At 56.8% G+C, this 21,195-nt stretch carries 21 protein-coding genes; 12 read left to right on the plus strand and 9 right to left on the minus strand.

Annotated features, from left to right (window positions below; translation table 11 throughout):
• Nucleotides 1-31 precede the first annotated feature (31 nt).
• Nucleotides 32-1,057: a flagellar motor switch protein FliG gene (locus HZ995_RS06770; protein ID WP_209357900.1), complete on the plus strand. Its 1,026-nt coding sequence runs from the start codon at nucleotides 32-34 to the stop codon at nucleotides 1,055-1,057.
• A gap of 7 nt (nucleotides 1,058-1,064) precedes the next feature.
• On the opposite strand, the gene HZ995_RS06775 is transcribed toward HZ995_RS06770, so the two are convergent.
• The 3 genes from HZ995_RS06775 to HZ995_RS06785 are packed head-to-tail and all read right to left on the minus strand — an operon-like array spanning nucleotide 1,065 to nucleotide 2,737.
• Entirely contained in the window at nucleotides 1,065-1,892 is an 828-nt protein-coding gene (locus HZ995_RS06775; RefSeq protein ID WP_209357901.1) for a DUF1217 domain-containing protein, read from the minus strand.
• 11 nt (nucleotides 1,893-1,903) lie between these two features.
• On the minus strand, nucleotides 1,904-2,335 hold the full coding sequence (locus tag HZ995_RS06780; protein ID WP_209357902.1) for a flagellar biosynthesis repressor FlbT: 432 nt from the start codon (nucleotides 2,333-2,335) through the stop codon (nucleotides 1,904-1,906).
• Between the two features lie 3 nt (nucleotides 2,336-2,338).
• Nucleotides 2,339-2,737 carry a flagellar biosynthesis regulator FlaF gene (locus tag HZ995_RS06785; RefSeq protein ID WP_209357903.1) on the minus strand — a complete coding sequence of 133 codons (399 nt, stop codon included), beginning with the start codon at nucleotides 2,735-2,737 and terminating at the stop codon, nucleotides 2,339-2,341.
• Between the two features lie 314 nt (nucleotides 2,738-3,051).
• Between HZ995_RS06785 and HZ995_RS06790 the strand changes: the two genes are divergently transcribed.
• Nucleotides 3,052-4,125 carry a response regulator gene (locus tag HZ995_RS06790; protein WP_209357904.1) on the plus strand — a complete coding sequence of 358 codons (1,074 nt, stop codon included), beginning with the start codon at nucleotides 3,052-3,054 and terminating at the stop codon, nucleotides 4,123-4,125.
• A gap of 137 nt (nucleotides 4,126-4,262) precedes the next feature.
• Here the strand turns inward: HZ995_RS06790 and HZ995_RS06795 are convergent, their stop codons facing one another.
• Nucleotides 4,263-6,479, minus strand: a complete 2,217-nt coding sequence (locus tag HZ995_RS06795; protein ID WP_209357906.1) for an NADP-dependent isocitrate dehydrogenase — start codon at nucleotides 6,477-6,479, stop codon at nucleotides 4,263-4,265.
• A 347-nt stretch (nucleotides 6,480-6,826) separates the two neighbouring features.
• On the opposite strand from HZ995_RS06795, the gene gap reads away from it, so the two are divergent.
• Nucleotides 6,827-7,828 (plus strand): type I glyceraldehyde-3-phosphate dehydrogenase, encoded by a 1,002-nt coding sequence (gene gap / locus HZ995_RS06800; RefSeq protein WP_209357907.1) that lies wholly within the window; start codon nucleotides 6,827-6,829, stop codon nucleotides 7,826-7,828.
• 78 nt (nucleotides 7,829-7,906) lie between these two features.
• Here gap and HZ995_RS06805 read toward each other — a convergent pair whose 3' ends face one another.
• Nucleotides 7,907-8,557, minus strand: coding sequence for a ChrR family anti-sigma-E factor (locus HZ995_RS06805; protein WP_209357909.1), 651 nt, complete (start codon nucleotides 8,555-8,557; stop codon nucleotides 7,907-7,909).
• Nucleotides 8,554-9,075, minus strand: coding sequence for a sigma-70 family RNA polymerase sigma factor (locus HZ995_RS06810; protein WP_209358188.1), 522 nt, complete (start codon nucleotides 9,073-9,075; stop codon nucleotides 8,554-8,556). The genes HZ995_RS06805 and HZ995_RS06810 overlap by 4 nt, the downstream gene beginning before the upstream one ends.
• Before the next feature lie 240 nt (nucleotides 9,076-9,315).
• On the opposite strand from HZ995_RS06810, the gene HZ995_RS06815 reads away from it, so the two are divergent.
• Genes HZ995_RS06815 through HZ995_RS06830 form a run of 4 tightly spaced genes read left to right on the plus strand, consistent with a single transcriptional unit; the run spans nucleotide 9,316 to nucleotide 13,013 of the window.
• Nucleotides 9,316-10,608, plus strand: a complete 1,293-nt coding sequence (locus HZ995_RS06815) for an NAD(P)/FAD-dependent oxidoreductase (RefSeq protein WP_209357910.1) — start codon at nucleotides 9,316-9,318, stop codon at nucleotides 10,606-10,608.
• Nucleotides 10,605-11,348: a DUF1365 domain-containing protein gene (locus tag HZ995_RS06820; RefSeq protein WP_209357911.1), complete on the plus strand. Its 744-nt coding sequence runs from the start codon at nucleotides 10,605-10,607 to the stop codon at nucleotides 11,346-11,348. Before HZ995_RS06815 ends, HZ995_RS06820 begins: the two co-directional genes overlap by 4 nt.
• Nucleotides 11,348-12,505 carry an SAM-dependent methyltransferase gene (locus HZ995_RS06825; RefSeq protein WP_209357912.1) on the plus strand — a complete coding sequence of 386 codons (1,158 nt, stop codon included), beginning with the start codon at nucleotides 11,348-11,350 and terminating at the stop codon, nucleotides 12,503-12,505. The genes HZ995_RS06820 and HZ995_RS06825 overlap by 1 nt, the downstream gene beginning before the upstream one ends.
• Nucleotides 12,498-13,013 carry a DUF3833 domain-containing protein gene (locus HZ995_RS06830; RefSeq protein ID WP_209357914.1) on the plus strand — a complete coding sequence of 172 codons (516 nt, stop codon included), beginning with the start codon at nucleotides 12,498-12,500 and terminating at the stop codon, nucleotides 13,011-13,013. The genes HZ995_RS06825 and HZ995_RS06830 overlap by 8 nt, the downstream gene beginning before the upstream one ends.
• A gap of 1 nt (nucleotide 13,014) precedes the next feature.
• On the opposite strand, the gene HZ995_RS06835 is transcribed toward HZ995_RS06830, so the two are convergent.
• From HZ995_RS06835 to HZ995_RS06845, 3 genes are read right to left on the minus strand one after another with little or no spacing between them, the layout of a single operon-like run.
• Nucleotides 13,015-14,031, minus strand: coding sequence for an ABC transporter substrate-binding protein (locus tag HZ995_RS06835; protein ID WP_209357915.1), 1,017 nt, complete (start codon nucleotides 14,029-14,031; stop codon nucleotides 13,015-13,017).
• Nucleotides 14,001-15,377, minus strand: coding sequence for a sensor histidine kinase (locus HZ995_RS06840; RefSeq protein WP_209357916.1), 1,377 nt, complete (start codon nucleotides 15,375-15,377; stop codon nucleotides 14,001-14,003). The genes HZ995_RS06835 and HZ995_RS06840 overlap by 31 nt, the downstream gene beginning before the upstream one ends.
• On the minus strand, nucleotides 15,374-16,039 hold the full coding sequence (locus HZ995_RS06845; RefSeq protein WP_209357917.1) for a response regulator transcription factor: 666 nt from the start codon (nucleotides 16,037-16,039) through the stop codon (nucleotides 15,374-15,376). The genes HZ995_RS06840 and HZ995_RS06845 overlap by 4 nt, the downstream gene beginning before the upstream one ends.
• Before the next feature lie 108 nt (nucleotides 16,040-16,147).
• Here HZ995_RS06845 and HZ995_RS06850 point away from each other — a divergent pair, with 108 nt between their 5' ends.
• The 5 genes from HZ995_RS06850 (at nucleotide 16,148) to HZ995_RS06870 (ending at nucleotide 21,152) form a co-directional block, all read left to right on the plus strand.
• On the plus strand, nucleotides 16,148-17,131 hold the full coding sequence (locus tag HZ995_RS06850) for a Bug family tripartite tricarboxylate transporter substrate binding protein (protein ID WP_209357918.1): 984 nt from the start codon (nucleotides 16,148-16,150) through the stop codon (nucleotides 17,129-17,131).
• Nucleotides 17,132-17,213: 82 nt separating this feature from the next.
• Nucleotides 17,214-17,696 (plus strand): tripartite tricarboxylate transporter TctB family protein, encoded by a 483-nt coding sequence (locus HZ995_RS06855; RefSeq protein ID WP_209357919.1) that lies wholly within the window; start codon nucleotides 17,214-17,216, stop codon nucleotides 17,694-17,696.
• A 3-nt stretch (nucleotides 17,697-17,699) separates the two neighbouring features.
• Nucleotides 17,700-19,214, plus strand: coding sequence for a tripartite tricarboxylate transporter permease (locus HZ995_RS06860; protein WP_209357921.1), 1,515 nt, complete (start codon nucleotides 17,700-17,702; stop codon nucleotides 19,212-19,214).
• Nucleotides 19,204-20,391: a CaiB/BaiF CoA transferase family protein gene (locus tag HZ995_RS06865; RefSeq protein ID WP_209357922.1), complete on the plus strand. Its 1,188-nt coding sequence runs from the start codon at nucleotides 19,204-19,206 to the stop codon at nucleotides 20,389-20,391. The genes HZ995_RS06860 and HZ995_RS06865 overlap by 11 nt, the downstream gene beginning before the upstream one ends.
• The gene (locus HZ995_RS06870; RefSeq protein ID WP_209357924.1) at nucleotides 20,388-21,152 is read left to right on the plus strand and encodes a citryl-CoA lyase; all 765 of its coding nucleotides are present in this window, start codon (nucleotides 20,388-20,390) and stop codon (nucleotides 21,150-21,152) included. Before HZ995_RS06865 ends, HZ995_RS06870 begins: the two co-directional genes overlap by 4 nt.
• The last annotated feature ends 43 nt before the right edge of the window (nucleotides 21,153-21,195 follow it).

Here is a 21,195-nt window from a genome sequence, read left to right on the forward strand (position 1 = left end):
GAGGCCCTAAGGCCGTAAAATCAGAGCATCAATGAACCAATTCGCCACCATTCGCCGCGCACAGCGCCTGACCGGTCCCGAAAAGACTGCGATCCTGTTTTTGTGCCTGGGCGAAGAACGCGGCAGCAAGCTCATGCAGGAACTCAAGAGCTCTGAGATCAGCAAAATCACGCGTGCCATTACCGCTATGGGCGAAGTGCAATCTGACATCGTCGAAGAAGTCATGCGCGAGTTTGGTCAGAAGTTCTCGAACTACGGCGGCATTGTCGGGTCTGTCGAAGCTGCACGTGGGCTCTTGAAGGGTTTCTTGCCGGAAGACCGCGTGGATTCCATTCTTGAGGAAATCGAAAGCGGCGTTGGCGACAATTTGTGGGAAGAACTCTCCAAGCTCGACGAGAAGATGTTCGCCGACTACCTGCGCAAGGAACACAACCAGACCGTTGCGGTTATTCTCGCGAAGGTGACCCCTGACGCGGTTGCGCGCGTTTTGCCCCTGATGGGAGAAGATCGCACGATCGATATCATCGAACGCATGGTCTCGATCGAAGTGCTACCGCCGGATTCTATGGCAGCCATCGAAGAAAGCCTGCGTCGCGAAGTTCTGGCCAAGGCCGGGAACAACGCTGAAGCCGAAGCCGAGAAGCAATTGGTGAAGGTGTTCAACAAACTCGACACCAAGATGTTCGAGGGCATCGCCAAGCAACTGGAAAAGAACATTCCAGAGAAGATCCGTTCCATCAAACAAAAGATGTTTGTCTTCGACGACCTCGGAAAAGTTCCAGCCAACGCGCTTGCGAAAGTCATGCGCGAGGTTTCGGGCAACACTCTTCCAATGGCACTTCGAGGGGCGGAGAAAGAAGTCCGAGATCACTTCCTCAACGCGCTTCCAGCGCGCTCACGCGATATGTTGCAGGATGAGATGAAGGCCATGGGCCCTGTAAAGTCTAAAGACGTCAAGAAAGCCCAGTCTGATCTGGTTGAAGCCGCGGTTCAACTGGCCGAAGCCGGGGACATCGAGCTGCCAGATGAAGATGAAGGCGAAGAGATGATGGAGTAGGCCGCGCTTAGCGGAAAAGCGTCGCGCTGCCTGAGAAATTCACAGCATCAATGTCGAGCGTAAACGGTACGAACTGTCCTGACGAGTTGTTCAGGATCTGAATAGCCGCGCTCGTGGCCTGCGCCGGCGGGTTGTTTACATCCCGGATAATCATATAGCGCGAAATCAAGGCTTCGACCTCACGCGGGTCCTGCAGCTTTTCCAGGCTGAAACGCTTTTCAAGCATCTCGGCCTGTTTGTCGATGTCCAGACTCGACAGCTGCGACGGCATACCCAGCGCGGTCTGGAAGAACTCTGTCATCGTGCGGTCAGAGAGAATATTGTACCAAGAGCTGAAACCATCCACCTTATCGCGGAATTCCATCACTGTGCCGACGGTTTCATTCTGGTCGTTGTATTGGTTCTGGAATTGAACGTTGAAATAGCGATCAACGATCTCATCCTGCCACTCTGTGCTGCCAAATCGAGACGGCGCAACCTGCCCCCCACCGGGCAAAGTAAAGCCAAGCGCATCGTGGATTTCGCCAAACCGTGCGTCCGAAAGCCGGTTCACCAAAGCGGTATCGTCACTTGGATCGCTTTCCAAAATCTTGCGCATCATGCCGCGACCGAAGATCTGGTCTTCAAGGTCAAAGGCATTCATGACGAAGCTGTAGACTTCAAAGTCCTTCACCAGGTCTTCGGGCGAGGTGATGGAGGCAATCCGTTCGCGAAAGACGCTGGCAGCACGATTGTGCTGCGCCTCATTGCGAAGCGTGTTCATCTGCGTATCGCGGGTTCTGTCGATAAGGTTCAACGCAGCCTGGCTGGTCAATCCTGATACGCTGATAACCATTCGGGTCTGTCCTATTCTGCCGCAGCGCTGACCTGCGCGTCGTCAGATTTGCCCTGTAGCATATCCAAAAGCCGCGCTTCGTACTGGATCAATGGGCGCAGCGCGCGCATCGCCTTATAGAAGTCACGGCACGACACATGGTTCGCCGCTTCAAAAATATGTCCACCGATTTCTTCGTGGAACACAGGGACCAGCTTGGCCAGATCCTTGTGAATGACCGGGATCAGCTCGTCCCGAACTGCGGGCGTAAGCAAAGCGGTCTGAATAAAGAAGTACACGTTCTTAACCGGAGACCCGGCCTCACCCTCGTCCAAAAGGTCTACGCCCCGCACGATGTCCGCATGATTTTCGATCGTCAGCATTTGTCTGCGGTCCGCATTGCGGATCACGCAGCCGTTGATAACAATCTTCTCATTCGGTTTTAGCGTAAGACGTAGGGCCAAGGGTCACTCCATGACGTGCATCGGGTTGCCTTCGAGTCCGCGAATGATGCTGCGGTTCACGTCCAGCAACGGTTTCACCGTTTTCTGTCCTTTCAGGACTTCGTTGGTGTGATTCTCAACCCAAAGCGACAGTGAAATCAAGCCCGCACGCAGGTCTGGTGCCAATGCGTTGCCGGGGTTGATCAGATCGCTGCGGATCGTTTGCCAAATGCGTTGATTGTAAGAGAGCGTATCGCGCAATCCCTCAGAGAGGATCTTGAGTTTGTCTACGGCCTTCTCTGCCCCGTCGAACTCTTGCGAGCGCAATTCCATTTCGGCGGTGACATTCGAGAACACACGCCGTTCGATCTGCCGCGGATTTTCAGTTTCGGTGATGGTCCGCTTGTATGCAGTTATGCTCATAAAGGTTTATCCAGTTTTTTTGTTATGTGGTCTGCCTCACATGAATAGAGTACCTGAGGTTGTTTAAAGCCAGTTTAATCCTTCATGGCAATTTAAGGATTATCTGCCATTTATTTACCTTTGTTTCACTTTTGGCACCACAGTGTTGCTCAACTGGGGGCTATTTGCCCCAGTTTAGCCACGTTTCGCCACTTTTCCGTCAAACTGCGTCAATAAAACGGTTTTTCAGGGATATGGCGCTTTCTGCTCTTGGCGTCAGTGAAAGAATTCACGCACGACATTCCCTTTTAGGTTGAATGACGAGGATGTAGGCAATGCGTATACTTGCTGTTGATGACCAAGAAGATATCCGTGAGCTGCTAAAGACAGCTATCTCGACGGAAAGCAAACATTCGGTCCAGCTGGCAAGCTCTGGGGCAGAGGCCTTGGAGATGGTGCGTGACGCAGAGCAGCCGTTTGACTGCTTTATGCTTGATATTCAGATGCCGGGTATGGACGGGATCGAGCTCTGTTCAGAACTGCGCACCACCAAAGGGTATGAACGCACACCTGTGCTGATGCTGACCGCGATGTCCGAGAAGAAATTCGTCGACCGCGCGTTTCAGGCGGGTGCGACGGATTACATCACCAAACCCTTCGAATTTCTCGAGCTGTTCAGCCGCTTAAGCAATGCAGAACGCCTGATCGCTGAAGCCGTGCGCATCGAAGAAAGCGAAACAGAGCTGCTGTCGCTGCGCAAAGACCTCGCACGCAGCTTTGAGCACAGCTTATCCGAACCCGTCGAAATAAGCGGCGTTGAACGCGTGACCGGCTATGTCAGCTTTGAGAACTATCTCTTGCAGATGTCGCGCATGAAAATGCTGACCACCAGCGTCTTTGCGATCAAGCTGCTCAATGTTGAAAAGCTTTTTGACAGCATGTCCGGTGCTGGGTTCCGCCGCATGCTGGGCGAAGTCGCCACCCAACTCACCACCCTTTACGGAGAAGACGCCGATCTTGTGACCTATCGCGGCAACGGGATCTTTGTGTGCGCCACATCCGCCAAGAACGCCTTCTCGCAGTTTGGTTTAGAGCGGAAGATGAACTGCAAACTGAAGGAAAGCGTAACGAGTCGCTTCTCGGATCTGGCGGTGCAAGTCAGCGCGGGGGAGCCAGTGTCACTGCTGTCGTTCACCCGCGCTGGCGCCTTGCGCTCTTTGCAAAACGCCGTGCATCGCGCGGAAAAGCGGGCCGAGACCTATTGTCAGATCCTGCATATGTCGACTCGTGCTTTGAAGGCGCGCGGTGTCTCTGAGCCCGTTATGAACCAAAGCGAAGAACGCGCGGCCTATCAGGCGATCCTCAAGGAAACCATGCGCAAAGATCTGCGGCTCGTCGCAGGCAACTAACAATTTCCCCTGTGCCAACCCCACGCTGGCACTAGAAAGGCGTCCGTTGTCCCCCGGGCGCCTTTCTCTATTCTATCTCCACCAAAAAAAACGCGCCGCCTGTTAGGGCAGCGCGTTTCGCTTTTTCTGCGGTCGACTTAGTCGATGATCGCGTTCAGAGTCGCGCTTGGACGCATCACCGCTGCTGTCTTTACTGGATCGGTTTTATAGTAGCCGCCCAGATCCGCTGGCTTGCCTTGAGCGGCTGCCAGTTCAGACACAATCGCATCTTCATTCGCCGCCAGCTTTTCCGCGATTGGCGCGAAATGCGCTGCCATATCGGCATCACCTGTCTGCGCCGCCAGAGCCTCGGCCCAGTAACGCGCAAACCAGTAGTGGCTGTCGCGGTTGTCTGGCTCGCCCACCTTGCGGGATGGGGATTTGTTGTTGTCCAGAATGCCTTGCGTCGCGATCTCTGCTGCTGCGCCCAGAACACCCGCTTTCGCGTTGCCTTGCGCATCTGCGATGAAGTTCAGGCTTTCACCCAGCGCGCAGAACTCACCCATGGAGTCCCAACGCAGGTGGTTTTCTTCAACCAACTGCTGCACGTGTTTCGGAGCCGAGCCACCCGCGCCAGTTTCAAACAGACCGCCACCGTTCATCAGCTTGACGATGGACAGCATCTTGGCGGAGGTGCCCAGTTCCAGAATTGGGAAGAGGTCGGTCAGATAGTCGCGCAGCACGTTGCCGGTGATGGCAATGCTGTCGTTGCCAGCCGTGATGGTTTCCAAGGACTGACGGGTCGCCTCACGTGGCGCCATGGTCAGGAATTTGTCGGCCACACCGGCGGCTTCCAGCGCAGGCTTAACGTACTCGATCAGCTGCGCATCATGCGCGCGGTTCGCATCCAGCCAGAAGATCGCCTCAGAGCCTGTCAGACGCTGACGGTCCATCGCCAGTTGGATCCAGTTCTCGATCGGTGCTTTCTTAACGGTGCAAGAGCGCCAGATGTCGCCTGCTTCCACGTCGTGGCTGTGCAGCGTCTCGCCATTGGCCAGAACGATGCGGATGGTGCCGTCCGCTGGGGCCTCAAATGTGGTTGGGTGAGAGCCGTATTCCTCAGCCTTCTGCGCCATCAGGCCGACGTTTGCGACTGCACCCGCTTTGGTCACGTCCAGCGCGCCATTGGCCTTAAAGAAGTTGATGGTCTCGTCATAAACGGTCGAGTAGCAGCGATCCGGGATCACGCAGTTGGTGTCGCCCTTATTGCCTGCTTCATCCCAGCCTTTGCCGCCCGCGCGGATGACCGCTGGCATAGAGGCGTCGATGATCACATCAGATGGCACGTGCAGGTTGGTGATGCCTTTGTCGGAATCCACCATATACATGGACGGACGATCCAGCGCCGCGATCTCTGCTTTGATCGCATCGGCGTTGTCCAGTGTGTCGATGGCATCCAGAACCGCACCCAGACCAGAGTTCGGGGAACCGCCTGCCGCGGCAATAGCCTCACCATGCGCATCCCACACAGGGCCGAGCCAAGCTTTGACCGCGTGACCAAAGATGATCGGGTCAGAGACCTTCATCATGGTGGCTTTCATGTGGAAAGAGAACATAGTGCCGTCGGCTTTGGTGTCCTCGATGGAACCGGCAAGGAAGGTCGCCAGAGCTTTGGCGGACATGAAGGTCGCATCTGCAATGGTGCCTTCGTCCAGCGGCCAGCCGTCTTTTAGAACGGTTGTACTGCCGTCTTTGCCGACGAATTCGATCTTCGCGTCACCGGCTTGGGCTGCAGTGATGGTTGCAGAGACCTCATTCGCGTAGAAATCATTGCCCGGCATGGAAGAGACTTTGGTTTTGCTCTCAGCAACCCAAGCACCCATGGAATGCGGGTTGTTCTGCGCGTAGTTCTTAACGGCCTTCGCCGCGCGGCGGTCAGAGTTGCCTTCGCGCAGAACAGGGTTCACCGCGGAGCCTTTGATCGCGTCATATTTCGCGCGGATCGCTTTTTCTTCGTCTGACTGAGGATCTTCCGGGTAGTCCGGCAGGGTGTAACCTTTTTCCTGCAGCTCGGTGATCGCGCCCACCAACTGTGGGACCGATGCCGAGATGTTTGGCAGTTTGATCACATTGGCTTCCGGTGTTTTCACCAGAGTGCCCAGTTCCGCCAGATCGTCAGACTGCTGCAGGTCTGCGGGCAGGCTTTCTGGGAAGGTGGAAATGATGCGGCCCGCCAGGGAAATATCCTTGGTGCCAACGTTCAAACCTGCTGCAGAAGCAAAGGAACGGATGATGGGAAGAAGGGATGCAGACGCCAGCTCCGGCGCTTCGTCTACAATTGTATACAATACGTCTGGCTTCGATGTGTCGGTCATTGAATTTTAGCCTTTCACCTGTCTCAGAAGGGGTTTGCAGCATTTAGGGAAAGCCCGCGCCGCATGGTCCAGTGTCACTCACGAGTCCCTAGGGCATGGTTTGCGCGCAGGGGACTCATTTGAGGCTGCTTTTAGAGGAAGCCCTTTCAAGGATCAATCTCTGAGATGCGACCAAATGCGCGCTTTTTGACGCGGTCCCCCCTTGGACAAGCGGATTTGACCGCGATCCCACTTGATTTTCCCTATTGTTAGCGGTAGCGGTTGCGCAAATTTGTTACCGCTAACACGGACCGCCGCGCATATTCACCATCGATTGAGAGCGCTGCGACAAAACCGGAGAAGATACGATGACCCTGAATATCGCCATCAATGGCTTTGGTCGGATTGGCCGAAATGTACTGAGAGCAATCATTGAAAATGATGTGAGTGACGTGAATGTTGTAGCCATCAACGATCTGGCTCCGGCAGAGACTTTGGCGCATCTGCTGCGGTTTGACTCGGTCCATGGTCGCCTGAATGCAGAGGTCACTGTCGAGGGCGACGTGATCAAAGTGGGCAACCAGTCGATCAAACTGACCGCGATCCGCAACCCTGAAGAGCTGCCTTGGGATGGCGTTGATATTGCCTATGAATGCACCGGCATCTTCACCGCGCGCGATAAAGCGGCGCTGCACCTGAAGAATGGCTCCAAACGTGTGTTGATCTCTGCCCCCGGCAAAGACGCAGATCGGACCGTAGTCTACGGTGTGAACCACGGCGACCTGACGGCGGATGATGTGATCGTGTCCAACGCGTCCTGTACGACCAACTGCCTCGCGCCTTTGGCAAAGGTGATGGACGATAACTTCGGCATTAAAACCGGCTATATGACAACGATCCACGCCTATACCGGCGACCAGCCAACCCATGACGCGGCGCATAAAGACCTCTATCGCGCCCGTGCGGCGGCGATGAGCATGATCCCGACGTCCACCGGCGCAGCCCGTGCGATCTCTGAGGTTCTGCCGCATCTGAAAGGTCGCCTCGAAGGCTCCGCCATCCGCGTTCCAACTGCGAATGTCTCTTTGGTCGATCTGTCCTTCGTTCCAGAAAAAGCCGCGACCGTCGAAGCCATCAACGCGGCCGTCAAAGCCGCAAGCGAGGGCGCGCTGAAAGGCGTGCTGGCCTATGAAGATCGCCCGCTCGTGTCCATGGATTTCAACCACGACGCCCATTCCTCCACATTTGCCTCGCCACAAACCAGCGTCACATCCGAAGGTCTCGTGCGTGTTGTCAGCTGGTATGACAACGAATGGGGCTTCTCTAACCGCATGGTTGACACCGGCAAAGCCATGGGTGCGCTGCTGTAAACAGCGCATTCATCTTGCACAAAATACTCTGGGGGTGAGGCCGATCAGGCCGAGGGGGCAACGCCCCCTCTCCTCAACTTAAATCCGGAAAATCGGCTGGAAAATCCGCGGTATCAGCGAATGGAACCGCAAGGGTGCTCCGGTGGCTGCCAGACAAATACAGGCCTCGCCTTTGTCCGCGATCGGAGCATGATCCAGATCGTCTCCGGCGATCTCGACGTCACCGACGCCAAAGCGGCCCGTTTCATCGCTAAACGATCCCTGCAGAACCAGCGTCAGTTCGATGCCGCGATGTCCGTGCTCGGGCACAGCTTCGCCCGCCGGGATATATAGCAGGCGCACCGATCCTGATGCATCGGAATGCAGAATCGATTGACGCACTCCAAATCCGACAGCCTTCCACTTGGGCGGTTTTCCTTTCAGCGCCGCCATTACAGGGGCCGGAAACACGCCCGATTTCGAATAGACGGGTGCGTCTGGTTTTGCCGGGCTATCAAGCATCGACATTACGTCAGATTTACAATCCGCGGAAATGTCCTGCGCCATAGAGCACTCCATAACGGCCCCACCAGCTGCTTCATGCGCAGTAAGACGCGCACGGCATTCGTCGCACATGGACACATGTGCCGCGACAACCAGCGAATAATGCCAGTCCAGCGAACCGGCGGCATAGGCGGCCAAGAGCGGTTCGGAAATGTGATGTGTGATGTCCTGAGAGAATGAGGTCATGGGCTTCTCAAGTCCTTGAGTTCATGTCGCAGCTTCTCCAGCCCCAGTCGGATGCGCGATTTGATTGTTCCTAATGGCAGACCAGTCTCGGCCTTGATTTCTGCGTGGGTCAGATCGCCCAGATAGGCTTTCTCGACCATTTCCCGTTGGCCAGGTTTGAGGCGCGCCAGAGCCTGGCGCAACTGTTGCGCTTCTTGATCCAAGGCGATGATCTGACTTGCGTCTTCATCCGTGGAGTCCGGCGGTTTCAGTTCTTCGGGGACCGGGCGGCTTTCGCGGCGGATAATGTCGATCTGCCGGTTGCGTGCCACTTGATAGATCCAGCTGCTGACTTGAGCCCGTTGCGGATCAAAAAGATGCGCCTTGCGCCAGACCGTCAGCATGACGTCCTGCACGATCTCTTCGGCCTGAGCGTTGCCCGTGCCGGATCGCATCACAAAGCCCTTCAGTCGCGGCGCATAATAATCGAACAACAGACCAAAGGCCGCTTTGTCGCGCGCATCGCGCACGGCAATCATCCAGCCAGTTTGATCCGAGTAGCCTTTCGCCACGACTGCCCTTTTGTCCTTTGAAGACTCGACGCCCGCTGGCGCAATCTGGGCGCCCTCAAGGTCTTTGGTCTTTATTTGGTCCAAGGTCAGCATATCGAGATTACGCAATGGGTGAAGTCTCGGATCAAAAAACTTTAAAATCTCTGGCCAAATGTGATCCAGCCTACGGCGGCGCACGTAAATTCCGAAAGCAGAACCGGAGCTTACATGTCTTTTGACCTTCCTTCATCACTTCGCCAACGTATCGCTATTGTAGGGGGCGGGATCTCGGGCATGGCTGCGGCGTATGAATTGGCCGATCAGTTTCACGTCACTCTGTATGAGGGCGAGACATCGCTCGGCGGTCATGCGCGCACGGTTGTTGCGGGGCGCAACGGGGATCAGCCGGTGGATACGGGCTTCATCGTGTTCAACTATGTAAACTACCCGCATCTGACACGCATGTTTCAGGATCTGGATGTGCCGGTCGAGAAATCCGACATGAGCTTTGGCGCCACGATTGACGGCGGTCGCATCGAATATGGCCTGCGCAGCCTGAACGCATTGACGGCTCAGAAGCAAAATCTGGCCCGCCCGTCCTATTACCGCATGGTGCGCGACATCTTTAGGTTCAACGCGCAGGCCGAAGCCTTGGCCAAAACGGATGACGTCACCATTGGCGATCTGATCCGCGAGATGAATTTGGGCGAGTGGTTCCGCCGGTATTACCTGATGCCGATTTGCGGTGCGATCTGGTCTACGCCTGCAACCGAGATCGACGCCTTCCCGGCAAAATCCTTGGTGCAGTTCTTCCGCAACCATGCCTTGCTCAGCCACAAGGGTCAGCATCAATGGTGGACAGTCTCGGGCGGCTCGACATCCTATGTGACCCGCCTGCGCGCAAACCTCGTTGCGCGGGGCGTCGATATTCGTGAAGGCAGCTCGGTTGAGGCCGTGCGCCGTGTTCAGGGCAGTGTGATTGTCTCGTCCAAGGGATCGGAAGCGGAAAGCTTCGATCAGGTGGTCATGGCCTGCCACAGCGACGATGCGCTTCGGTTGCTGACAGATGCGAGCATGGATGAGCGCACGGCCTTGGGGAACCTGCGTTATCAGGATAACCACATGATCCTGCATTGTGACGAAGCTCAGATGCCAATGCGGCGGGCGTGTTGGTCGTCCTGGGTGTATAAGGCCGATCTGGTGGATGAACGTGCCGAGATCGGCGTGACCTATTGGATGAACAAACTGCAGAATATCCGCGAAGACGATCCGATGTTTGTGTCCCTTAACCCAGCTACTCCCGTCCGCGAAGAACTGATCTATGATCAGAAAATGTTCAGACATCCGGTGTTTGATGGTGCCGCCCTGAAAGCTCAGCGCGCCATTGCTGACATACAGGGTATGCGCAACACATGGTTTGCGGGTGCCTATCTGCGGCATGGCTTCCACGAGGACGGTTTCGCCAGCGCCATGCGTGTGGCGCGGGCGATGACTTCGCAGAAAATGGCGATGGCCGCATGAGTCACTGGCCCGAACATATCGCGGCCCGCACGGTGCATCGGCGCAAGGGATCTGGCGCTCGCACGTTCAGCTACAACGTGGACTTCGTGATGATCGATCCGAAGGCGACGAAGGGGCCAGCGTTGTTCTCGCGCAACCGGTTCAATCTGTTGTCTGTGTGGGATCGCGACCACGGCGGTCAACGAGGGTCCGGCAGCGGGCTTGCTTGGGCCGAGCAGGTCTTTGATGACCATTGCGTGCGGTCTGAGCAGATCCTGTTGCTCACGCAACCGCGGTTCTTGTGGGTGGGTTTTAATCCAGTCAGTTTCTGGCTCGCGATGCGAAATGGCGCGCTTGTCGGCGCGATTGCAGAGGTCAACAACACGTTCGGAGACCGGCACAACTATCTTTGCGTGCCAGAGGGTTCAGTGATCTCGCCCGACGCTACTTTGTCGGCCAAGAAGCAAATGCATGTTTCACCGTTTCAAGAGGTGTCCGGAGAGTATCTCTTCAATTTCAACATCTTGGCCGAAAAGCTCTCGATCAAGATCAACTTGTCTGAGGACGGGGCCGGGTTCTTTGCAAACCTCGCAGGACATCGTGCGCCACTGCGGTCGCGTACAATTCTTGGCTTGCTGTTCAAGCGTCCATTTGGGGCTTTGCGCACAATTGTGCTTATCTATTGGCAGGCTTTGAAGCTTAAGCTCCAAGGCGAAACCTACCGACCGCGCCCTGCGCCGCCCCAAGAGGAGATCTCGTAATGCCAATTTTGAAAGCGGCGATTCAGAAAGAGTTCTTAGCGACCTGTGAGAAACTGGAATACGGCCGGTTGCGCCTGAAGACGCCAGAAGGTGCGTTTTTCAACTTCGGGGACAGTGGGCCTGAGGCAGAGATGCACATCCACGACTGGTCTGTGGTGACCTCACTTGCCGCGCGCGGAGATGTGGGCATGGGCGAGACCTATATCGCGGGGCTTTGGGACACGCCGTCGATTGAGACGCTGGTGTCGGTTGCGATCAAGAACATGGAACTGTTTCGCAACTTTGCCTATCCGACGTCCTTCAACCGCATCAAATTCCTGATCGTCGACCGCATCCTGCGCGCCAATTCCCGCATCGGCGCGGCGCGTAACATCAAGGCCCACTACGATGTTGGCAACGAGTTCTATCAGCTTTGGCTCGATCCCAGCATGACCTATTCGTCAGCCATTTTTGACGGAGGCGATAACGATCTGGAAACCGGGCAGAAGAAAAAATACGACCGCGTATTGTCCAAACTCAGCTCTGGTGAGAGCGTGCTGGAAATCGGGTGCGGCTGGGGAGGCTTTGCCGAACGCGCCGCCGATCAGGGCCGCTTTGTGACGGGTCTGACCATTTCGCCCAGCCAGCACGGCTTTGCCGACGCACGTCTCGACGGGCGGGCGCAGATCAATCTGCAGGACTATCGTGAGACGCAAGGCACCTTCGACAACATCGTGTCCATCGAGATGATCGAGGCCGTGGGCGAGCGCTATTGGCCGAGCTATTTCGCGACGCTCAAACGCAGCCTGTCGGAGTCGGGCAAGGCCGTCGTTCAGGCGATCACGGTGCCGGACCACTACTTTGACCTCTATCGCAGCGGCAGCGACTTTATTCGCCAATACACCTTTCCTGGCGGCATGTTGCTGTCGGATGCCGTGATCTCGGATCAGGCGCGCCAGGCTGGGTTGAAGGTCACTGACAACTTCGCCTTTGGTCAAAGCTACGCAGAGACCTGCCGGCAATGGGCCCAAAGGCTACGTGCACAGACCGACCGCATCATCGGTTTGGGGCACAATGATGCGTTCATTCGTAACTGGATGTTTTACCTAGAAATCTGCGCCGCGTCCTTTGCCGTTGGCCAAACGGACGTCGTGCAAGTGGAGATTGAGCATGCTTAGACTGCCTGGTTTCAAGTCCCAATCCATCACGGATTACATCGGCACTACGCCGGTGTTTGACATTCGTACACATCTGAACGGACCGCTGATCTCGGAAGGGATGATCTATGGTCCAACGGGCAAGGTCGTGTCCCGGTTCGTGGCCGACATGCACGGGAGTTGGTCCGGCGCGACCGGCCGTTTGCAAGAGAATTTTGTCTATGCAAGCGGCTTGCGGCAGGATCGCGAGTGGCGTCTGACAGAAAGCAACGATGGCAGCATTATCGCGGATGCCGATGATCTGGTGGGCCAAGGCTATGGGCGCGCCGAGGGTTGTGCGTTTCAGATGAAATATAAAATCCGTTTGCCCCAAGACGCCGGCGGCCATGTCCTAAGCGTTGTGGACTGGATGTATCTGGTGGACAACGGAACCATCCTTAACCGCTCGCAAATGCGGAAGTTCGGCGTGAAGGTGGCCGAGCTCGTCGCCACCATGCGCCCTGTGCAGGCGGACCAGATCGCAGCTTAACCTATTCCTGCAGGATCGCGCTTTCCCATTCGCGGATGAAACTCTTGTTCTTGAACTGGTCGAGATAGACCAAAAGGCCCGGTCCCAAAGCGATCCGGTGAAGGGAGTTCTCGTTCGCCTCTGCGAGCATTTCAGATTGCAGCAGTGGTGATGTGCCTTTGGGAAAGGTCTGCCCCAAAACGAAATCCAAAAAGGTCCCGGCCAGATCGGGGTTCGCCGAGGTGGTCGGTATCAACATGGTGCGCAGCATCACGATGGAAAAATCCGACGGCAGGATGATCGTGAAAGCATCGGAATCCGCGCGTTTTTCTGCATAGCTGGCAAGGACGTTGTAGGCGATGGCGAGCTCTCCGCTGACCACAGCGTCGATCATATTCGAGGTGCAGCAATAGAGTTTGGGGTCCAAAGCCCCCATCACTTCGGTCAGCCGCCAATAGGTATCCGAGGCGCGCGCGTCTTGGGTCGCAAACAGATATCCCGCGCCGGATTGACGGATGTCATAGGTGCCGACACGGCTTTCAAATATTTCGGGGTTTTGCCGCAGGGTGGTGATCAGATCTTGCCGGTCTTCTGGCAGGTCCAACCCTTCGAAGGCCTTATTGGAAATCACGAAAGCTGCGGGTTCTTGGGTGAAGGCAAAGACCATATCATTCCAGACGGCCCAGTCCGGAAGCCGCGCGGTCTGGTTGGTAGAGTGCACCCGCGCAAGCCCGTCATTGGCGAGTTTTGTCTGCAGGTCCATTGCGCTCGAGATCGCGAGGTCAAACGAGTGCTGCTCTTCGTACAATGCTGCCATGACATCGGTGGAACTGGCCACGGTATAATCTACGGCGACGTTTGGATTGGCCTCAAGATAGGACAGGATCATTGGCGTAAAAAAGCTGATGTCCGCCGTCGACAGGATGCGCAGAGTGCTGGACGCGTCAGGGTCGCCAAAGACCGCTTGGTCTTCGACGTCAAAGGCCGTGCCGGTGCTGCCCCAAAGGGTCAGTCCAAGGGAAAGGATAAGGTGACGCATGCTCCGCCTCCTGCGTTGTTAGACAGCGTGATTGACCCGCCATGCGCGCGCATGACCTCGTCTACGATCGTTAGACCAAGCCCAGAGCCGACGACCCCCTCGGCGTTCTGGCCCCGCGCGTAGCGTTTCAACAGCGCCTCGGTGTCGCCGTCCTGAAAACCGGGGCCTGAATCCGAAATGACAATGTCGGCAAACCCGTCTTGTTTCGTCAAGGACAGCGCGACTTGGGTTTGGCCGCTGGAATACTTGATCGCATTGTCCAGTATGTTGTGGAGCGCGCTTTGCAGCAGGATTGCATCGCCTTTGATCGCGACGGGCTCCAGTTTCAAAATGGCGATTTCGATATCCTTCAGATCGGACAACGGGCTGAGCCGCTCAACCACGTCGGTCACCAGCTCGCTCAGATCGACCGTTTCATCCGCCAGATTGTCGGTTCGGAACGTCACCATCGCATGATCCAAAAGCTGCCCAGCCGTGCGCGAGCTCTCGTCAATCGCGCGGATCATTTCGCGGACGGACTTTCGGTTCTCTTCTTTCTCAACCCGGCGCAGGGTGATTTCGGCCTGCGTGCGCACGATGGCCAATGGAGTGCGCACACGGTGGGCTGCTTCGGCGATGAAATGCTCGGACTGCGACAGGGATTTTTGCAGCCGACCCATCAGCGAATTCAGCGACAGCACCAGCGGCGCCATCTCGGTCGGGACAGGGGCCGCGACAGGGCGCAAGTCGGCCGGGCCGCGTCGGGATACGGATTCCGTGAGGCGGTGCAGCGGGCGGATGGTGCTGAGCGCGATCAGCAGTGCGACAACGGCGGAAAACAGAAAAAACCCAACGCCCACCGTTAAAGCGATCTGCGATACCCGCGCGAGAGTCTGGTTGAGGCCTGTCAGAGTTTGCGCCACCGAGACCTCCAAGAAGGCCTGCTCGCCTTCGATGGAATAGCTGCGCCGGGTCGAGGCGATACGGATGTCCTGACCCAGATAGCTGGCCGACTGAAAGGTCGTGTCGCCGCCCGCGAAATCCTTGGATCGTGGCAGTTTTTCATAGCCAGACAGGAAGTCGTCATTCAACCGGATCGCATAGAATGCACGCTCGTCGGTCACGCTGTCCAGCATGGACAGGGCAGAGTAAGGCAGGTCGATTGAAATCTCGCCTTGCTGCACCCGCGCACTGTCTAAAATGGAAATCGCCGAGGCCGCGAGGATATTGTCCTGGCTTTCCTGCGCGATCTGCGAGGCGACGGATTGCACGACCAGATATAGCAATACCCCAATCGCGCCAGCGCTCAGCAAGAGCATAGCAACCAGACGCTGGCGTATAGAGCCTTTGATGTTAGGCCGTTTCATTCAGTTTCCAGCTTATAGCCGAGACCGCGGACGGTGGTGATCATCACCTGCGATCCTGTGAGGTGTCTGCGAAGGCGGCCGACATAGACTTCGATGGCGTTCTCGGAGGCCTCTTCGTCATAAGAAAACAGCCGGTCCACCAGTTTGGATTTCGAGAAAATCTGGTTCGGAGCGTTAATGAAAATCTCAAACAGGCGCAGCTCTCGCGTCCTGAGTTGCGTCTCTTTGCCCGCGATTTTCAGGGTGCCGGCCAGAGAATCAAATTCCAGATTTCCCATCGCAATCACATTGCGCGCCTCGCCCCCGCGCCGTCTGAGAACTGCCCGAACGCGTGCTTCGAGCTCGGAAAAATCGATGGGTTTGACCATGTAATCATCTGCGCCCAGATCGAGCATCCCGACGCGATCCGAGACCTCGGAACGCGCTGTCAAAACGATCACTGGTGTCAAAGATTTGCCCGCACGATGATGCGTCAGAAAACTACGCCCGTCGCCGTCTGGCAGCATAATATCCAATAAAATCAGGTCGTAATCGGTGGTCGCGGTGAACTCCATCGCCGTCTCAAGATCGCCCGCGTGATCGACCACATGGCCGTCCATGCCCAGACGATCCAGCACCGCCTTTGCCAAGGCCTCATTGTCCTCAATCAACAGGAACCGCATACCCGAACTCTTCTCATTCTGACGCCTTGTCAGGCTTGTGTCAGTTTGACCTCTCACCTTTCGCGAACATGGGCGGCGGATGTCGCAAATGTCAAATGGGAGGAAATTATGAGTAACTTTGGATTGGGCCGTCGCGCCTTTATCGCCGCTGTTGCGGCTCTTGGTATTGCGGGTCCGGCATCTGCAGGTGGCCATCAGGTCGTGGACAGCATCCACTTTCTGATCCCTGGCGGCGCGGGTGGCGGCTGGGACGGCACGGCGCGTGGCACCGGCGAAGCGCTGACCGGCGCGGGGATCGTGGGCTCTGCGTCTTATGAAAACATGTCTGGTGGCGGTGGTGGTAAAGCCATCGGCTATATGATCGAAAATGCAGACAGCCAGCATGGCACGTTGATGGTGAACTCCACTCCAATCGTGATCCGCTCGCTGACCGGCGTGTTCCCGCATAACTTCCGCGATCTGACTTTGGTGGCTGGCACCATCGGCGATTATGCGGCGATTGTTGTGGATGCAAACAGCTCCATGAACAACATGGCGGATCTGGTTGCGGCCTATGACGCGGACCCAGCGGGCACTGCGATTGGCGGCGGCTCTGTTCCGGGCGGCATGGACCACCTTGTTGCAGCTATGGTGATGGAAGCCGCGGGCAAAGACGCGCTGAACGTGAAATACATTCCTTATGACGCAGGCGGTAAAGCCATGGCGGCGCTGCTGTCTGGCGAGATCAAAGCGCTCTCTACCGGTTTCTCTGAAGCGGTGGCTCTGGCACAGGCTGGCGAAGTCAAGATCATCGGCGTGACCTCGGACGAGCGTGTTGCAGCGATGGACAGCGCGATGACCATGAAAGAGCAGGGCATCGATACATCCTTCGTCAACTGGCGTGGTTTCTTCGCGGCTCCGGGTCTGCCTGCAGACAAGCTGGCAATGTATCAGGACGCGCTAAGCAAAATGTATGACACACCCGAATGGGAAGCCGTGCGTGCGCGCAATGGCTGGGTCAACATCCATAACTCTGGCGCTGATTTCCAAGCCTTCCTTGAGAACCAAGAACAGGTGATCGGCGATCTCATGAAGAAGCTGGGCTTCCTGTAAGTCTGACGTGATTGGCGCGTGAGTGCGCGCCGCAGGATAGGCCGGGCCGAGGCTCGGCCTATCGACCTATAAGGGGGGAAACATGGCACTTGATCGTTGGGTTGCGCTTGTTTTGTTAGGGATTTGTATGGCCTACGGCTATACGGCTTGGTTTACGATGGATGCGACATTGCCGCCGATTATGAAGCGGCTGGCGGTTTGGCCGTCCTCTTTTCCAAAAGTTTTGTCGATTGCGGGGATTGTCCTGTGCCTCATCGTCCTGAGCGGGATTGAAAAAGGCGAGGAGAAGATCGGCGACATCGATTATCGCAGATTGCATGAATATAACCTCGGCCAGGCTATCGCGCTTCTGGCGCTGATGGTGGCCTATGCGCTTCTGCTGCGTCCGGCCGGATTTTTACTGGCAACCAGCGGGTTCCTGATCGGTGGATCGGTTCTGTTGGGCGAGCGCCGCTGGATCACGATGATCGTCGTGGCCTCGATTGCAACTCTTGGCATTTGGTATCTGGTTCAGGAAGTGCTCGGCATTTTCTTGCGTCCTCTGCCGTTCTTTTTGGGGACTTGATCAATGCTTGAAGGTATTCTCTTAGGCTTGTCGACGGCCCTGTCGATGCAAAACATTCTGATGGTGATTGGTGGCTGTCTGATCGGCACATTCATCGGCATGTTGCCGGGGCTTGGCCCCATGTCGATCATCGCGATCATGATCCCTGTGGCGATCACAATCGGAGACCCATCTACCGCACTGATCCTTTTGGCGGGTGTCTACTATGGCGCGATCTTTGGGGGCTCGACTTCGTCGATCCTGCTGAACGCGCCGGGCGTTGCTGGCACCGTGGCGACCAGTTTCGATGGCTATCCCATGGCGCGCAAAGGCAAAGCGGGCAAAGCGCTGACGATTGCGGCGATTGCGTCTTTCGCGGGCGGTACCATTGGCGCGATCCTCTTGATGGTTTTCGCGCCGATGCTCTCGACGGTCGCGCTCTTGTTCCACTCGGCAGAGTATTTTGCCCTGATGATCGTCGGCCTTTCAGCCATCGCAGCCTTTGCGGGCACGGGGCAGGTGTCAAAGGCTCTGTTGATGACCGTACTGGGTCTGATCATGGCCACCGTGGGCGAAACCGCGCAGTTCAACGCGCCGCGCTTCACAATGGGGTTGATGGACCTGCAATCAGGCTTTGGTTTTATCACGCTGGCCATGGCGATGTTTGCTTTGCCCGAGGCGCTTTATCTGGTGCTGAAACCCTCGCGATCCGAGCAGGGCAGCAGTGGCGAGATCAAAGACCTGCGGATCACGCGCGATGAGGCGAAAAAGATCACGCCGGTCATTGGCCGCCAGTCGATCCAAGGTTTCTTCATTGGGGTTCTGCCCGGTGCGGGGGCGACGATTGCGTCTTTCCTCGGCTATGCGGTGGAACGCAACATCGCGCCTGCAGAGGAACAGAAAGAGTTCGGCGACGGTTCTGTCAAAGGTCTTGCCGCGCCGGAAACTGCCAACAACGCGGCTTGTACAGGGTCGTTTGTGCCCTTGCTGACACTCGGCATTCCGGGTTCGGGGACGACGGCGATTTTGCTGGGCGCTTTGATTGCGCTGAACGTCACACCGGGCCCGCGCCTGATGGTCGATGATCCTCAGATCTTCTGGTCTGTCATCATCTCGATGTATATCGGCAACGTGGTTCTGTTGATCCTGAACCTGCCGCTGATCCCTTACATCGCCAAAATCCTGGCCGTGCCGCGGAACTTCCTGATCCCGTTTATCCTCTTCTTTACTTTGATGGGGGCCTATATCGGGCAGAACAACGCGACCGAGCTGTTGATCCTTGTGGCCTTCGGCATCTGCGCGACGATCTTCAAGTTCGCGGATTACCCGCTGGCACCGCTGCTCATTGGCTTCATTCTGGGCACCATGCTCGAGGACAACTTCGCGCGCTCGATGAACCTTTATGATGGTGCGAGCTTTGTCTGGGATCGTCCGATGACGCTGGGCCTCTTAGTGATTTCGGTTCTGCTGGTGGTCTTCCCAAGCTATCGCGCACGGCGTGCCAAAGCGCGGGCGGCTGGGATCGCTGATGGCGACTAAACCTCTGAACGGTGTTCGCGTTCTAGACCTGACCAACGTCTTGGCTGGCCCCTATTGTTGCTATCAATTGGCAATGATGGGGGCCGATGTCATCAAGGTGGAACGGCCTGGATCTGGCGATCTGGCCCGTGTGCTTGGGGCCGATCCTGACCGCAACAAAGCCGGCATGGGCATCAGTTTCCTCGCGCAGAACGCGGGGAAAAGGTCTGTCACCTTGGATATGAAAACCGCGCGGGGCAAAGAGCTTTTGAAAGAGCTCGTGAAAACCGCAGATGTGCTGGTTGAGAATTTCCGTCCCGGAGTGATGGCGCGGCTTGGATTGGACTATGAGGTGCTCAAGCACGTGAACCCGCACCTGATATATTGCGCCATATCGGGCTTTGGGCAGACCGGTCCGCGTCAGAATGATCCCGCTTATGACCAGATCGTGCAGGGCGTGTCAGGCGTGATGTCGATCACCGGCGCGCCCGATACGGCTCCGTATCGTGTGGGTTATCCACTGGCTGACACCAACGGAGGCATGGCCGCCGCGATGTCCATCTGCGCCGCCCTCAACGCGCGTCCGAGGGGCACGTTTCTGGATGTTTCCATGACGGACTCGGTGATTTCTTCGATGGGCTGGGTCGTGTCCAATTACCTGATCGGAGGCGTGACGCCCGCCGCCCATGGAAATGAAAATACCACCTCTGCACCGTCGGGCACATTCGCGACCAAGGACCAGCCGATCAACATCGCCGCCAATCGCGATGAGCAATGGGAGGCCTTGGCCCGCCATATCGGCAAGGCGGATTTGCTGAGCCATCCGGACTATCAAACCCGCGAGGATCGTAAGCGCAATCGGCATGCGTTGCGGGCAGAGATTGAGGCTGTTCTGACGACACGTCCGTCGGGGGATTGGGTAGCAGAGCTCAACCGGCTGGGCGTCCCGACCGGTCCTGTGATGACGGTTCCGCAGGTTCTAGACGACCCGCAACTGGTGGATAGAGGCATAATCGCATCTTTGTCTCAAGGCGACGACACGATCCAAGTGACGGCGAGCCCCGTGGTTATGGATGGCACGCGGCCATCGCCAATAGACGCGCCGCCAGAACTCGGAGCGCATAATGCGGAGATATGGGCAGAGCTTGGTCTTTCGGCGGCCGAGATAGACGCGTTAACGGCGGAGGGCATCTTGTGAGCGACGTTGCAGACTGGTGGCGCACCTCAATCATCGACATGGAACCCGGGCGCATCGAGCTGCGTGGCCATCCGATTGAGGAGCTGATTGGGAACGTCAGTTTCCCCGAGATGATCTGGCTTATGGTGCGCGGCGATCGTCCGTCCGAAGGGCAAGCAAAGCTCTTTGAAGCGGCTTTGGTTTCGGCGGTGGATCACGGCCCCCAAGCGCCGTCGATCGCCGCCGCGCGTATGGCCGTCACCTGTGGTCTGCCTCTCAACAACGCTATGGCAAGTGCCGTGAATATGTTGGGCGATGTGCACGGCGGGGCTGGAGAGCAGACGGTTGAGCTCTATCATTTTCTGGCGAGGTCTGGCGCGCCATTGCGCGATGCCTTGGATGACTGGTGCGCCGCACGCGGTAAGATCGTCCCGGGATTTGGACACCGCTTCCACACGCCAACAGACCCTCGCGCGCCTCGGCTTTTGAAGTTGGTGCAGGACAGCGTTGAGGCAGGTGTTTGCGACGGTGCTTTCGCTGAAATTGCGATCCAGGTGGAACAGGAGTTGTTGAAGCGCGCCGGCAAACCCATTCCGATGAACATCGACGGCGCCACAGCGGTGATCTATGCGGAACTCGGCTTTGCGCCGCCTCTGGCGCGTGGCTTGTTTTGCTTGTCCCGCTCGGTGGGGATCCTCGCCCATGCTTGGGAGCAAACCCAACAAGGCGGTCGCAACAAGGGTCCAACCCCACCAAGCTATCGTTGGACTTTTGACGGCTAAATCACCCGATCAGACACCCTGTGGATTCGCCTAAATTTTCAGC

This window comes from Cognatishimia activa, assembly GCF_017798205.1.
Classification (GTDB): Bacteria; Pseudomonadota; Alphaproteobacteria; order Rhodobacterales; family Rhodobacteraceae; genus Cognatishimia; species Cognatishimia activa_A.

What these genes read in the sequence shown, in the direction of transcription:
- HZ995_RS06770 (WP_209357900.1), top strand. Translation starts at nt 32, where the DNA reads ATGAACCAATTCGCCACCATTCGCCGCGCACAGCGCCTGACCGGTCCC.
- HZ995_RS06775 (WP_209357901.1), bottom strand. Translation starts at nt 1,892, where the DNA reads ATGGTTATCAGCGTATCAGGATTGACCAGCCAGGCTGCGTTGAACCTT.
- HZ995_RS06785 (WP_209357903.1), bottom strand. Translation starts at nt 2,737, where the DNA reads ATGAGCATAACTGCATACAAGCGGACCATCACCGAAACTGAAAATCCG.
- HZ995_RS06790 (WP_209357904.1), top strand. Translation starts at nt 3,052, where the DNA reads ATGCGTATACTTGCTGTTGATGACCAAGAAGATATCCGTGAGCTGCTA.
- HZ995_RS06795 (WP_209357906.1), bottom strand. Translation starts at nt 6,479, where the DNA reads ATGACCGACACATCGAAGCCAGACGTATTGTATACAATTGTAGACGAA.
- gap (WP_209357907.1), top strand. Translation starts at nt 6,827, where the DNA reads ATGACCCTGAATATCGCCATCAATGGCTTTGGTCGGATTGGCCGAAAT.
- HZ995_RS06805 (WP_209357909.1), bottom strand. Translation starts at nt 8,557, where the DNA reads ATGACCTCATTCTCTCAGGACATCACACATCACATTTCCGAACCGCTC.
- HZ995_RS06810 (WP_209358188.1), bottom strand. Translation starts at nt 9,075, where the DNA reads ATGATTGCCGTGCGCGATGCGCGCGACAAAGCGGCCTTTGGTCTGTTG.
- HZ995_RS06815 (WP_209357910.1), top strand. Translation starts at nt 9,316, where the DNA reads ATGTCTTTTGACCTTCCTTCATCACTTCGCCAACGTATCGCTATTGTA.
- HZ995_RS06820 (WP_209357911.1), top strand. Translation starts at nt 10,605, where the DNA reads ATGAGTCACTGGCCCGAACATATCGCGGCCCGCACGGTGCATCGGCGC.
- HZ995_RS06825 (WP_209357912.1), top strand. Translation starts at nt 11,348, where the DNA reads ATGCCAATTTTGAAAGCGGCGATTCAGAAAGAGTTCTTAGCGACCTGT.
- HZ995_RS06830 (WP_209357914.1), top strand. Translation starts at nt 12,498, where the DNA reads ATGCTTAGACTGCCTGGTTTCAAGTCCCAATCCATCACGGATTACATC.
- HZ995_RS06835 (WP_209357915.1), bottom strand. Translation starts at nt 14,031, where the DNA reads ATGCGTCACCTTATCCTTTCCCTTGGACTGACCCTTTGGGGCAGCACC.
- HZ995_RS06840 (WP_209357916.1), bottom strand. Translation starts at nt 15,377, where the DNA reads ATGAAACGGCCTAACATCAAAGGCTCTATACGCCAGCGTCTGGTTGCT.
- HZ995_RS06845 (WP_209357917.1), bottom strand. Translation starts at nt 16,039, where the DNA reads ATGCGGTTCCTGTTGATTGAGGACAATGAGGCCTTGGCAAAGGCGGTG.
- HZ995_RS06850 (WP_209357918.1), top strand. Translation starts at nt 16,148, where the DNA reads ATGAGTAACTTTGGATTGGGCCGTCGCGCCTTTATCGCCGCTGTTGCG.
- HZ995_RS06855 (WP_209357919.1), top strand. Translation starts at nt 17,214, where the DNA reads ATGGCACTTGATCGTTGGGTTGCGCTTGTTTTGTTAGGGATTTGTATG.
- HZ995_RS06860 (WP_209357921.1), top strand. Translation starts at nt 17,700, where the DNA reads ATGCTTGAAGGTATTCTCTTAGGCTTGTCGACGGCCCTGTCGATGCAA.
- HZ995_RS06865 (WP_209357922.1), top strand. Translation starts at nt 19,204, where the DNA reads ATGGCGACTAAACCTCTGAACGGTGTTCGCGTTCTAGACCTGACCAAC.